At 35.3% G+C, this 13,088-nt stretch carries 15 protein-coding genes; 7 read left to right on the top strand and 8 right to left on the bottom strand.

Annotated elements, in window-relative coordinates:
* Positions 1-9: 9 nt before the first annotated feature.
* Genes porB through E7Z77_RS08015 form a run of 4 tightly spaced genes read right to left on the bottom strand, consistent with a single transcriptional unit; the run spans position 10 to position 2,814 of the window.
* On the bottom strand, positions 10-876 hold the full coding sequence (gene porB / locus E7Z77_RS08030; RefSeq protein ID WP_292752562.1) for a pyruvate synthase subunit PorB: 867 nt from the start codon (positions 874-876) through the stop codon (positions 10-12).
* A 2-nt stretch (positions 877-878) separates the two neighbouring features.
* Positions 879-2,024 carry a pyruvate synthase subunit PorA gene (porA, locus tag E7Z77_RS08025; RefSeq protein ID WP_292752559.1) on the bottom strand — a complete coding sequence of 382 codons (1,146 nt, stop codon included), beginning with the start codon at positions 2,022-2,024 and terminating at the stop codon, positions 879-881.
* A 13-nt stretch (positions 2,025-2,037) separates the two neighbouring features.
* Positions 2,038-2,280 carry a pyruvate synthase subunit PorD gene (porD, locus tag E7Z77_RS08020; RefSeq protein WP_292752555.1) on the bottom strand — a complete coding sequence of 81 codons (243 nt, stop codon included), beginning with the start codon at positions 2,278-2,280 and terminating at the stop codon, positions 2,038-2,040.
* A 12-nt stretch (positions 2,281-2,292) separates the two neighbouring features.
* The gene (locus E7Z77_RS08015; RefSeq protein ID WP_292752552.1) at positions 2,293-2,814 is read right to left on the bottom strand and encodes a pyruvate ferredoxin oxidoreductase subunit gamma; all 522 of its coding nucleotides are present in this window, start codon (positions 2,812-2,814) and stop codon (positions 2,293-2,295) included.
* Between the two features lie 284 nt (positions 2,815-3,098).
* On the opposite strand from E7Z77_RS08015, the gene E7Z77_RS08010 reads away from it, so the two are divergent.
* Entirely contained in the window at positions 3,099-4,703 is a 1,605-nt protein-coding gene (locus tag E7Z77_RS08010) for a dihydropteroate synthase-like protein (RefSeq protein ID WP_292752549.1), read from the top strand.
* Positions 4,704-4,714: 11 nt separating this feature from the next.
* Here E7Z77_RS08010 and E7Z77_RS08005 read toward each other — a convergent pair whose 3' ends face one another.
* A complete protein-coding gene (locus E7Z77_RS08005) occupies positions 4,715-5,035 on the bottom strand; it encodes a hypothetical protein (protein WP_292752546.1) in 321 nt (106 codons plus the stop codon).
* 201 nt (positions 5,036-5,236) lie between these two features.
* Here E7Z77_RS08005 and E7Z77_RS08000 point away from each other — a divergent pair, with 201 nt between their 5' ends.
* Genes E7Z77_RS08000 through E7Z77_RS07975 form a run of 6 tightly spaced genes read left to right on the top strand, consistent with a single transcriptional unit; the run spans position 5,237 to position 9,988 of the window.
* Complete coding sequence (locus E7Z77_RS08000; protein ID WP_292752543.1) at positions 5,237-6,091, top strand: MoxR family ATPase; 855 nt, start codon at positions 5,237-5,239, stop codon at positions 6,089-6,091.
* A gap of 1 nt (position 6,092) precedes the next feature.
* Positions 6,093-7,250: a VWA domain-containing protein gene (locus E7Z77_RS07995; protein ID WP_292752540.1), complete on the top strand. Its 1,158-nt coding sequence runs from the start codon at positions 6,093-6,095 to the stop codon at positions 7,248-7,250.
* Positions 7,251-7,260: 10 nt separating this feature from the next.
* A complete protein-coding gene (locus E7Z77_RS07990) occupies positions 7,261-8,178 on the top strand; it encodes a TIGR00269 family protein (protein ID WP_292752537.1) in 918 nt (305 codons plus the stop codon).
* Positions 8,179-8,182: 4 nt separating this feature from the next.
* Positions 8,183-8,386 carry a MoaD/ThiS family protein gene (locus tag E7Z77_RS07985; RefSeq protein WP_292752534.1) on the top strand — a complete coding sequence of 68 codons (204 nt, stop codon included), beginning with the start codon at positions 8,183-8,185 and terminating at the stop codon, positions 8,384-8,386.
* Positions 8,387-8,388: 2 nt separating this feature from the next.
* On the top strand, positions 8,389-9,249 hold the full coding sequence (locus E7Z77_RS07980) for an ARMT1-like domain-containing protein (protein ID WP_292752531.1): 861 nt from the start codon (positions 8,389-8,391) through the stop codon (positions 9,247-9,249).
* A gap of 4 nt (positions 9,250-9,253) precedes the next feature.
* Positions 9,254-9,988 carry an NAD(P)-binding domain-containing protein gene (locus E7Z77_RS07975; protein WP_292752527.1) on the top strand — a complete coding sequence of 245 codons (735 nt, stop codon included), beginning with the start codon at positions 9,254-9,256 and terminating at the stop codon, positions 9,986-9,988.
* Here the strand turns inward: E7Z77_RS07975 and E7Z77_RS07970 are convergent.
* From E7Z77_RS07970 to E7Z77_RS07960, 3 genes are read right to left on the bottom strand one after another with little or no spacing between them, the layout of a single operon-like run.
* Complete coding sequence (locus tag E7Z77_RS07970; RefSeq protein ID WP_292752524.1) at positions 9,978-11,255, bottom strand: adenylyltransferase/cytidyltransferase family protein; 1,278 nt, start codon at positions 11,253-11,255, stop codon at positions 9,978-9,980. The genes E7Z77_RS07975 and E7Z77_RS07970 overlap by 11 nt on opposite strands.
* Positions 11,256-11,278: 23 nt before the next feature.
* A complete protein-coding gene (locus tag E7Z77_RS07965; RefSeq protein WP_292752522.1) occupies positions 11,279-11,761 on the bottom strand; it encodes a DUF308 domain-containing protein in 483 nt (160 codons plus the stop codon).
* A gap of 37 nt (positions 11,762-11,798) precedes the next feature.
* Complete coding sequence (locus E7Z77_RS07960) at positions 11,799-12,881, bottom strand: archaeosine biosynthesis radical SAM protein RaSEA (protein ID WP_292752520.1); 1,083 nt, start codon at positions 12,879-12,881, stop codon at positions 11,799-11,801.
* Between the last annotated feature and the right edge of the window lie 207 nt (positions 12,882-13,088).

Below are 13,088 nucleotides of genomic sequence, written 5' to 3'. Positions count from 1 at the left end.
TTTCCTCCCTTATAATCCTAATTCTTTACACTCTGCATCGACATATTTTTGGATTTTTTCAATGTGCTCTTCATCTAAGTGTTTGAATCTTTTTTGCACGGATAGATATTCGCTTACAGGTTTTCTTTCTTCAGGTCTGTAAGTTATTTCAAAGTTTCCGTGGTCGATTTCATACAAAATCCAAGATCCAGTTTCCACTGCTAGTCTTCCCATTTCAATTGTTTTTTCAGATGGGAATCCCCAACCGGTAGTACATGGTTGTTGTAAGTGGATGTAAGCTGCACCTTTGGTTTCAGCTGCTTTTTTAACTTTTTTAACATAATCTTCAGGGTATGCGATTGATGCAGTAGCAACATATGGAATTCCATGAGCGGCCATAATCATAGGCATGTTTTTCTTAGGTTTGTCTTCACCGAAGCTTGCAGTTCCTTTTGGTGAAGTTGTTGTGCTTGCACCATATGGAGTAGCTCCACTTCTTTGAATACCAGTATTCATGTATGCTTCGTTATCGTAACAGATGTAAAGCATGTTGTGGCCTCTTTCCATAGCTCCGGATAATGATTGTAAACCGATATCTACAGTTCCTCCGTCACCACCGAAAGCAACTACATTAACATCATCTTTTCCTTGAATTCTTAATGCACTTTCAACACCAGATGCTACAGCTCCTGAGTTTTCGAATGCAACATGTATGAACGGAACTTCCCATGAAGTTTCAGGATATGGTGTTGTCATAACTTCAAGACAACCGGTAGCAGAAATAGCTACAGTGTTTTTTCCTAATGCATTAAGAGCTAATTTAACAGCAATAGATGCTCCACATCCAGCACAGCCTCTGTGTCCTGGTGCTAATAAATCTTTATCAGGTATATCCATATCTATTCCTCCTTAAGTCCAAGCCATGTAACATCTTGTTCAGGCACTTTGGTTTTTTCATAAGCTTCTATGATGTAGTCAGGTGTAATGTCTCTTCCACCTAAACCAGCAATAAATCCATAGATTTCTTTATCAATTTTAACTTTCATATCAGCATAAAGTGCTCCACCAATTCCGAATGAGAAGTTTTTATCGATAACAGCTATTTTTTCACAATTTTTAACTGCTTCGTTGATTGCTTCAACTGGGAATGGTCTGTATGCTCTGATTTTAAGTAAACCTACTTTTTCACCTTTTTCTCTTAATTGGTCAACCATTACTCTAATGGTACTGCAGAGAGAACCCATTGCAACAAAGATTATTTCAGCATCTTCAGTTTTATATGGTTCGACAAGACCATATTTTCTTCCGAAGATTTCTGCAAATTCATCACATGTTTTCTGAATGACTTCCATGGAGTTGTCCATTGCGACTTCCATGTCATGTCTTGCTTCAGTATAATATTGTGGGTCTGCAAAGTTACCTATTGACATAGGTTCATTCGGATCAAGAAATGCATGTTCTGGAACATATGGAGGTAAGAACTTATCTACACTTTCCTGATCTGGAATTTCAACAGGTTCTACTGTGTGTGTTAAAATAAATCCATCTAAACATACCATTGATGGAAGTAAAACATCTTTATTTTCTGAAATTTTATAAGCCATTAAAGTAGTATCTAATGCTTCTTGAGCATTTTCAACATAAATTTGCAACCATCCTGCATCTCTTTGTGCAATGGAATCTTGCTGGTCGTTCCAAATGTTTAGAGGTGCTGAGATTGCTCTGTTTGCATCTGCCAAAACGATAGGTACTCTCATACCTGCTGCTGCAAATAAAATCTCGTGCATTAACATTAATCCTTGTGAAGATGTTGCTGTAAATACTCTTACTCCAGCACCACTTGCTCCAACAGCAGCACTTATTGCACTGTGTTCAGATTCTACTTTAACATATTTAGCATCAATTTTTTCATCTGCAACATATTGTGCTAAGTATTCAGAAATTGTAGTTTGTGGAGTAATTGGATAAACAGGAATAACTTGTGGCTTAGCTAATCTTACAGCTTCTGCAACTGCTTTATTTGCGGTCATTACTTCTCTTATCATTAAATCACTCTCTCTATTCTTTTACCATTTCGATTGCATCGGAAGGGCATTCGTTTGCACAAATTCCGCATCCTTTACAGTAATCGTAATCAATATCATGTTGTTTGTTTACACTGGAATCCGGACAGAAAATGATACAGTTATCACAATCAATACATTTTTCTTTATCTAAAATAGGTTTGAATGTCCTCCAACTTCCAGTTTTATTGTTTCTACTGTTACCAGGTGTTTTAATTACACATCCTATACTTACCATTATCTTCACCCTTTATCCCATATCATAAGCTTTTTTAGTAGCTTCTACGTTTAGCTCTCCAACTTTTCCAGGGAATGTTTCCTTAATAACTTCAAGTAGTGAGTCAATACTAACAACTTGTGTCTTTTTAGCAAAATATCCTAAAATAATGGTGTTAACAATATTACGTCCTAACATCTCCAATGCAACTCCGGTTGCATCGATACTGTGGACATCATGTTCGCCACTGCCTTCAAAACTCTCAGTATTTATAATTACTTCGGTATTGTCTTTAATTCCTGAAAAAACATCAACTACATTCAGTAATCCATCGTCTAAAACTAATACATAGTCTGGATTGTAGATTTGATATCTTAAATCAATTGGCTTGTCGTCAATTCTTGTGAAAGCCATTACAGGAGCTCCTCTACGTTCAACTCCAAAAAATGGAAAAGCTTGGGAATATTTGCCGTCTTTAAATGCTGCTTTAGCCAAAATTTCAGCAGCTGTTACAGCACCTTGTCCGCCTCTTCCATGAAAACGAATTTCGATCATTAAATTTTCCTCCATATATTTATCATGTATAATCATTATAAATTACAAAATATATAAATTTTATGTTGAAATTTTGTTTTTGGATAATTTTGATTAAATTATTTTGATTAAGTTATTTATTATTTGTAAATTTTTTTATAATGGTTTTTAATATTTGCTTTACTTTATTATACAATTTTAATAAGTTTTTATGAAATAATAATATTTAAAAAATTTCACTTTTTAAAAGAATATATAATAGATATAATAATTAATATATTATTAGAAATTGTTGAGGAGTTATTATGAAAGTTTTAATTATTACAGGTAATTTGGCATATCCATTAATAAAGGAGGTAATTTCAGATTCAAAAGAAGATATTATTGTTCATATTGCTGACAATACTCAGGTTGCCGCTTTCTTAACTCCAAGGCAAATAATAAAAGAAGTAAAAACTAATTTTTCCGACCAACTTGATGAAATCGACATGATTCTCGTTCCGGGATTAATCAAGAAGGGAACAAGGGAAATCACAAAGGAATTGGGAATTCCAACTTTTAAGGGATCTACTGACGGTGCGGATTTGGCAATGGTATTGAACCTGGTCAATAGCATTCAATTGTCAGAGGACAAGCCTGCAGATAAATTGATTGAGGAAGAAAAAAGAAAAGAGGCATTCAAATTCATTGAGGAATTTGAAAACGGCACTGAAAATATTGAAAAACTCCTCCAAAAGCCAAACAATATTCTAATTAGAAACCTCCCGGTTGGTGAAGATTTTCCTATGAGAGTTCTATCTGAAATAGCAAATGCTCCCTTTTTATCAAAGGAAGCTCTGATTAACAAATGCCAATATTTTGTTGATTCCGGTGCGGACATGATTGATATAGGTATGGCTGCCGGTGAAGATTTTTCAGATAAAATTCCTGAATTGATAGAAACTTTACGTCCGATTGTTGGCGACAGGCCATTAAGCATAGACACACTGAATCCTAAAGAGATACAGGTGGCTGCGGAGAATGGAATTGATTTTGTATTGAGTTTGGATTTGGGAAACAATTCTGAAGTTCAAAAAATCTTAAAGGAAAAGGATATTCCAGCGGTATTGCTCCCGACTAATTTTTCACACGGCATCTCCCCAAAATCTCCTTTGGAGAGGGTTGAATCAATGCATCAATTGATTAAGGATACTGAAGGTTTAAGGTATGTTGCAGACTTGATTTTGGATCCGGTCAATAGTTCAAGCATAGTGGAATCCATAATCGCATGCCATGAATTCCATAAGACAAATCCGGCACCAATGTTTTTCGGTGTGGGAAATGTTACCGAACTGATGGATGCTGATTCAGGTGGTGTTAATGTCCTTTTAGCAGGAATAGGTATGGAATTGGGTGTAAGTATCCTGTTCACTCCTGAAGAGAGTGGAAAAACAAGGGGCAGTGTTTATGAATTGGCTACAGCATCAAAAATGATGTTTCTTGCAAAACATAGGAAATCCATTCCAAAGGATTTGGGAATTAATCTGGTTGCATTCAAGGACAAGCATAAAAGAAATGATGTTATTTTAAATGAATTGGATGGTGTTCCTGAAACAAAACGTGACAAGCCTTTAAAATTCGTACGTGATAAGGCAGGCAGCTTTAAAATAAGTGTCGACTATAAAACCACAGTTAAGGAAAGCAGAATTACTGCAACTCATTTTGTAAAGAATAAGGCAGACCTAGTTATCGTAGGGCATTCTGCAAAAGAGATATATGAAGAAATAATAATAAAAGGTTTGGTAACCCGAATGGAGCATGCAGCCTATTTGGGCTCAGAGCTACAAAAAGCAGAAATTGCAATGATTACTGGAAAAGAATATGTTCAGGATTTTGATTTATTTAAAAATCCTGACGAGTTTAAAAAATAATCTAATTTTAATTATCCTTCGTTATTTCCTCCTTCAACAGGAGCGTCTTGGCTGCCTTCAGATCCACCTTCTTGGCCGCCTTCGGAGCCACCTTCTTGGCCTCCTTGGTCACTGCCACTATCTGGATAAGAACCTGAATCATAAGAGTAGGAACTGCCGCTGTATCCACCGCTGTATCCGCTACTGCCTGAAGAGCCAGAGGATTGGCTAGAACCGTCTTGTGACAAATAACTTAAATCATAACTTGTTAAATTTGTATTATTAGTTATATTTGTATCATTCATAGTTACATTTGTTTTATTAACAACTGGTTCCTGTTTCATAAGTGACATTCCAGTTCCACTGACAATGAAAGCAACTGCTAATAATAATAAAATTACAATGAGTAATGCACCTATAATTTTATCTTCACGTTCCATAAATTACCTCCATGATATAATTTATATTCGTTATTACATATATTAGTTACATAAAGTTTAAATAAATTTAGATTAAATCTTATTTTAATAATAAATTTTTATGAAGGTTAAACATTGCAAGTTGAAAATATTAGTATAAAAGATATTGACAAAAGTTTGTTAAATGCAGATTATGTTTCAAATAATGAAATTTCAACTACAATATATTTGTCTTTTTTACTCGGTAAGCCAATTCTCATTGAAGGTCCTCCGGGTGTAGGAAAAACCGAGCTTGCAAAAGTGATTGCAAAAACTTTTGAAAGGGACTTTTTCAGGATACAATGTTATGAGGGAATAACATTTGAGCAGATTGTTGGTGAATGGAATTATCAAAAACAGTTGTTGCATTTGGAAGCTGCCAGAAATGATTCCAATAAGGAAGATAAGATTTTTGATGAAGAATTTTTCATAAGAAGGCCTTTATTAAATGCTTTTTTAAATGATAATAATTCAGTATTGTTAATCGATGAAATTGACAAGGCGGATGAGGAAGTTGAAAGTTTCCTGCTTCAGGCATTAGGTGAACAGGAAATAACCATTAACGATTTAGGAACATTCCAGCTAAAGAACGATTTGATTGTTATTTTGACATCCAATTCTCAAAGGTCATTGCTTGATGAGACAAAGGACAGATGTCTGTTCTTATACATTCCGTATCCTACTGTTGAAAGGGAAATAAAAATAGTCAAATCCAAAATACCTGAAGCGGATGATGAAACAGTTTCTTATGTTGTCAAATTGGTTCATGAAATACGTAATCTCAATTTGATGAAAAAGCCTTCTGTCAGGGGAACTGTTGATTGGGTGCGTTCTGTCACTAACCTCGGAACAAGAAATATCGATGAATCCCTGGAAAACAGTATTGGCGTGGCAATTAAAACTGAAAGCGATAAAAAAAGAGTTATAAAAGACGTATTTAATAAAAGATAAGATGATTAGCAAGATTGTAACTTTATCAGCTCAATTAAGGGAACAGGGATTGCCCGTCAGTATCAGAAGCACTCAGGCAGCTGTTAAAATCTATATGGATTTGGGAATTGAAGATAGAAATTTGTTAAAGACAGCGTTGATGGCAGTGTATGTTAAGGACAGGTATGACATTCCAAAATTCAACAAAGTTTTCGATAAGGTCTTTGCACCGCCGAAACCTGAAAAGAGTCCTCTCAATGAATTGAATAAGGGTACTGCATATAGAGGTGCAGGACCTAAATCCAATAAGTACATAATCAAAAAACAGGGAAGCATGGCCAAGAAGGTCAGAGAGGAAAAAATCACCAATGAAAAGTTGAAAATGCTTTCAGGACAGCCCCTTTTGGATGAAGTCAAACAGCTTGAACGTGATGGGGAATTGATGAATAAGGATTTGACCAAATTAAACACATTTGACCCACGTATGCTTGAAATCTGCCAAAGATTAGGTAAAAGAATCGCAAATAAGCGTTCAAGAAGAAAGATTCAGACACATTCTCATAAAATTGATATTCGAAGAACAATCCGAGCTAATCTAAAATATGGTGGAGTTCCATTTGAACTTGTAAAGGCCAAGCCTAGACCTCATAAAAATGAACATTTATTCTTAAACGACATTAGCGGATCATGTGAATGGATCAGCAGCTGGTTCTTCATGCTGATGTTTTCGGCACAGACTGCATTTAAACGGTCAAGAACATTCGAATTTGACAACAAGGTGATTGAAACCACCAAGGCATTAAAAGAGGAATATCTTCTGGACTCCTTTATAAAAGTTAAGGACATGAGAATCAAAAACATGATGGTTCACGGAACGTCAGACATGTACTCAGCATTTACAAGTTTTCAGGAAAAAGTTAATATAAGCAACAAGTCTTATGTAATCATATTGTCAGATTGCAGGGACTGGGCGGGACCGAAGGTTCACGGTGTTCCTGCCAGTGTTGAAATTGTTGAGGAAATGGTGAGGGATGCTAAGAAGGTTGTAATTTTAAATCCCGAAGATAGAAATAAATGGGATATTGTTGACAGTTGTGTTTCACTTTATGAAGGTGCCGGAGCGCAGGTATTTGAAGTAAACACTCTGAACCAATTGGCTCACTTTGTAGAACAGATGTAGGTAGTATAATATGCAATGCAGTAAATGTGGTAATCCTAAAGTCATTATTAAAAAAGACCAGTCCGGTCAATTATTATGTAAAGATTGTTTCATAGAATCAATCGAAAAGAAAGTCATAAAAACCATCCGTAAAGAAAAATTGTTGGATAAGGGAGATAAGGTTTTAGTAGCGCTTTCCGGTGGAAAAGACAGTGTAACAACTTTAGAAATTCTAAATTCTTTCAGGCAAATGAACGTCATTGACATTTGTGCAGTAACTGTTGATGAAGGAATCGATAATTATCGCCAGGAAGGTGTTGACATAGCTATTCGCCATGCCGAAAGGTTGGGGATTGAACATAAAATCGTAAGCCTCAAAGAAGAGTACGGCATCACTTTAGATGAGATAATGCAAAAGGAGAATCATAAGGGTTCCTGCACATATTGCGGAGTATTCAGAAGGACTCTTATCAATAAAGCAGCTCGCGAAATGGGAGCTACTAAAATAGCCACCGGCCACAATTTGGATGATGAAGTTCAAGCTATTATGATGAATTATCTTGAAGGAAATACTGACAATCTGACAAAATTGGGTGCAAAAACAGAATCCAAAGCCAAAGAATTCACAGTTAAAATCAAACCATTGCGTGAAATACCTGAAAGGGAAATTGGATTATATGTGGTTGCAAAAGAATTGGAGGTTCATTTTGACAGTTGCCCTTATGCAATGCAGTCATTCAGAGGGGAGGTTTCAGAAGTCATCAACCAGCTGTCCGAAAAACACCCGACAATCAAATACTCAACATTAAGAGGTTATGACAAAATTAAAGGAATATTAAAAGAGGAACTTAAAAAAGATTATTCTCATGGAAGGTGTGTCAGATGCGGTGAGCCATCTGCAAATGAGCTATGCAAAGCATGTTCCTTTTTAGAAGAATTAGGATTGTGAAATCATGTCATTTACATTGAAATATAAAAATTTAGAAGAACAGCGTGAAATTCCAAAGTCTGATTATACTATTAGAGATTTGCTCAATGAATTAGAATTATCCGCCCAGACAATGGTGTCAAAACAGAATGGGGAACTAGTAATTGAAGATACAGTAATCAATGATGATGATGAAATACAATTAGTTCAAATCATTTATGGGGGTTAATTTTGAAAATTAGTTATGAATGCGGACCTTGTTTTTTAAGACAGGCAAGAGAAGCTTTAGATTTATCCACAGATGATGAAATGCTTAAGATGGAAGTCATGGGGGAAATTTTCCAATTCTTAAGTAAAAATTTCAATGAGGGAACTAATTCCAACGGCACAGGATCCGCCATGCACAGCATAATCAAACAAAAAACCGGCTGCAGGGATCCGTATTACAAGGAAAAAATTGAAGGAAACGAGATTGCGCTAAAATATTTGCCTGATGTCAAAAGGATATTGGATGCAGATGACAGTTTGGAAAACCATGTCAAAATTGCCATAATAGGCAATATTCTAGATTTTGGTGCATTCACATTGGATGATGATATTGAAAGCGTTATTAAAAATTCCCTAGACAAGGATCTGTCCATCAAAGACATTGACGAATTTGAAAATTCATTAAAAACCCATGATAAAGTGCTCTATTTAGTGGACAATACGGGAGAAATCGTATTTGATAAATTGCTTTTATCCAAAATTAAGGAATATGGCTTGGACATCACAATTGCCGTTAAATCAGAGCCTATTCTCAATGATGCATGTGTGGCTGAAGCTTTGGATGCCGGTCTTGATGAATTCGGTGAAATCGTTGAGATAGGTGCGGGAACTGTTGGTTATGTTGATAGTGAAATTTCAGATGAATTTAGAGAGATTTTCAACAGTCATGAATTTATAATTTCAAAAGGTATGGGAAATTATGAAGGTTTAACCGAAATTGACTTGTCCGATAAGGATATCTTCTTTTTATTATGTGCAAAATGCAATACAATTTCAAGAGACATAGGCGTAAACCTGCATGATATGCTTCTTTTTAAAAAGTGATATTATGATTATCGGATTAATCGGATTCGGAAAGGTTTCAAAAAATCTAATTAATTTAATACAGTCCGAAGATATTGCATTCATCACTTCATTTGAGGGCAGATCACAAAAAACCATCGATTCCATTAAAGATGCAGATATTCAAGTTTTAACAACTTTTGAAGAGGTTGCCCTCAATTCAGATATTTTAATTTCAGCCAGTTCTCCAAAAAATGCCTTAAAAGTGGCTCGAGATTATGGAAAATTAACAAAGGGAATATACCTTGATTTAAACAATATTTCCCCTAAAACAACTTTCGAAATTTCAAAACATGTTGAGAAGTTTGTAGACGGAGCCATCATCGGAAAAATAGATTCAACCCATCCGATTCTATATGTCTGTGGAAAATATTGTGATGAATTGCTTTTTTTAGACAAATATATTGACACAAGAAAAATCAGCGATAATATCGGGGATGTGGCCATTTTAAAATTGCTGAGAAGCACTTATACCAAAACGTTATCAGCATTATTGATTGAAGCTTCCGAACTCGCTGAAGATTATGATTTAAAAGACGAATTTTTTGAGATTTTGTCCCTGACTGAAGGGGATGAATTTAAGGACAAATCACTTTCAAGAATAAACAATACATTAAACAGTTCCAAAAGAAAATCAGAAGAACTGGAAGAGATAATTGACTATTTTGAAAACAATGACTTGACAATGGTTAAAGCTGCATTAAAAAAGCTTAACCAATAACCACCTTAACCTTGAATCCCTTTTTGGCTTTTTTTATGCTTCCGCTAACTGGAATGAAATGGGAATCCATAATGTATCGGAGGTAGGTGACCTCAACGGCAGGAAGCCTTAAGTTGGTCTTGATTTTTTTGCCTTCACTTTTGAACTGTACAGATATTTTTCCGTTTTTGTCAACATACAAGTCAGTATCCAATCCCTCTTTGGTGATTTTGGTTTCAAATTTTGTCAAGTTCAGCCCAGCTTCAAGTGTTGATGGGGCGTCAACTTCAATATTTTCGCTTCTGAATTTTTCATTCGCTTCACGTGCACTGATGCCCTTTTGTCCTTCGCTTGCCACATACCATGCCCTATCGATTACCTTTTGAACTTTCTGATTTTCCGGAATTACTCCCTGAGCCTCATAACTTTTCATCAAATCCATCACTTCCTGTTTGCTGACGTCCATTTCAATGGCACTGATTGCAAGCCGGGTCATTACCGGACCGTAATCTGATCTTCTGAAAACAGCCCATATGGATTCAGGGTCCCTATACACTCTTCGTTTGATTATTTCATTTATTGTATTTCCATTAAGATAAGCTATTTTTTCGAGATTTCCTCTGGAATAGGTGTTCATTCTTTTATAGATGTCATTCCAGTTCCTCTCTCCCGGGACATTGCCGGCATCGATTTCTCTTTGAAGGATTTCTACTGTGGTTTTTGGAAGTAATTTCCTGACATCATCTGTTATGGTCATGCCGTTATCAATGATGGATTGTCTAATCAGCCTTCCGGAGTATTTCTCCTTGTTGAACTCTTTAACAACATGATAGTCGACTTTGGAGCCTAAAAATTCATTTATTGCATACCATCGAATTTCATTTCGGTTAGTATAGCTTTTTGGCATTCCAACAAAATTTCCTTCGTCAATGAAAGGCTGTGCTTTCTGCTTGATTTCATTCAGGGAAATGCTTGCGGAGGTAATGTAATCTGTCACTCCATCGTCAATCATTTGCTTAAGCCTAATTGGAACGCTATATGATAGGACTAGCCTGTGATGAAGCCCTTCAAATGACCTGACTTCATCGGCTCCAAGAGCCAAAGCCATTTCGCGGCGAGCTTCGAAATTCACGAAAAAAGGAGCGTGATTAGCACTGAAACCTTTGTTTAAGTATACCACTACCTTTTTATTATTTTCGTCAGCTAGTTTTCTTGCTTCTTCAAGTAATTTTTCATGACCTTTATGGACGGGGTCAAAATCTGCACTAATTCCAATCAAATTCAACACCAAAAAAAGAGAATTTGGATAGGTTACCTATCCATTAATTTAAATATACCATTTAGAACTAACCATATTCCGATTAATGTACCGAGTATAATAGGATTTGAAATGTAGGTTCCAATAATAATGTATAACAAACCGAGCACAACACCAGCAATTCCGATATAGAATCCGTATCTGCTGCTGCGATTATTTATTAGAGATATTAAAGAAACAACAATCAGCATTATTCCTGCAAGATATAATGTAATTTCGGCTAAAAATCCAAGCAATGATGGATTGAATATTAAAGAAACGCTTAATAATAAAAGTATGATTCCCAAAAGCAAATCTAATATCGCACCGCTAGTGTTATAATCTATTATACTTACTCCAACAACAAGTAAATAGATGGACATTAGCAGGACTGATAATCCGATTAATGCACTAACGCTGATAGCCCCCATCATCGGGAATATAATAATAATTAATCCGAGAATTATAGCCAGTAAACTAATAAATTTAGTTTTCATAATTTCCTCCTAATAATAATTAATAGTTTTAATTATATTAATATAATGGGATATGTTTGATTTCAACGGTTGAGCCATTCATATCCGAATTATTGATTTCAGCTAACCATTCCTTTTTACATTCACATTCATATTCAATTTTGCTTTGAGTTAAATTGTTAGCTATTATCATATGTTTCAAATCTTTATTACATTTTTTACAGTTATATGGGCCACGTCTTGAACCGAATCCTGAAGTGTCAAGAAGTGCAGGAATGTCTAATTCTTCACGGACTGTATTTATGATTTCAACACATGACCAGATCCATGGAGGCTGATACGCTCCTTTTCTCCAGAATTTCTCAATAACAGTTCCGGCATGTATTGTTGCAGGACAAAATGAAATCCTATTGACTCCAATTGAATTGCAGTATCTTGCGGTTTCAATCGCTTCATCAATGGCTTGCTTTTCGGATACAAGAATAGGTTTAACAAAGATATATGCTTTTGATTTCAAATTATATCCTTTAGTTTCTTTTAAGTTTTGCATCAATTTAATCGCGTTTTCAAATTCATCTCTTGTGAAGCCCTTATTGATTTTTTTAAGACGAGTGTAATCGTTTGATGTTTCGAGACCTATGCTCACTTCAAATAATGTATCTCCGATAATTTCAAAAATTTCATCCAGATATTCCTCTTTAACGTATTCTGGTCTGGATTCAACAACAATCTCAGTCACATTGCCAAGGTCCATTAATGTTTTCAATATTTCGTCACGGGCATCCTTTGGAAGTTCATAAGGATTCAGAAAGCTTCCGGATGCAAACAGTTTCACAGTAATCTTGTCCTCTTCAGCTATTGGATGTCTGGATAAGTGTTCATTAAATATTCTCAAGATAGTTTCACTGTCAATAGGTTCTAATGTGCAATCAGAAACATAACTGCACATTGTACATCCGCCGCTATCTCCAAGAGCCCATGAACAACCTGGTGTTGGCAGAATTATAAACAGTGTCTTTGCAACACCGTCATATGTTAAATCATCATTATACCAACTGGCCCCGACTTGTTCCGGAGTTTTAGGATCTTTTCGCTCAAAAGCCCTTTGTCTAATTTCTTTTGTTAAATTTTCAATTTCCATTATAATACCTGCAATATAATAAATGTAATAATTATATTATTGGTTTTTTGTAATTAAAAAGTATCGTTAAAAAAATAAGTGGTTAATAAGTTGTGTATAATGGTTTAAAAAAATAAAAAAAAGAAAGAGAAGCAAGTTTAGAAACTTGCAATTACGTCTCCTAATAATTTAATGGATTCTTCTACGTTTTTACCAACAGGGGAACCT

The organism is Methanobrevibacter sp. (assembly GCF_015062985.1).
Taxonomy (GTDB): domain Archaea; phylum Methanobacteriota; class Methanobacteria; order Methanobacteriales; family Methanobacteriaceae; genus Methanocatella.
This window is presented reverse-complemented; position numbering and strand designations above follow the sequence as displayed.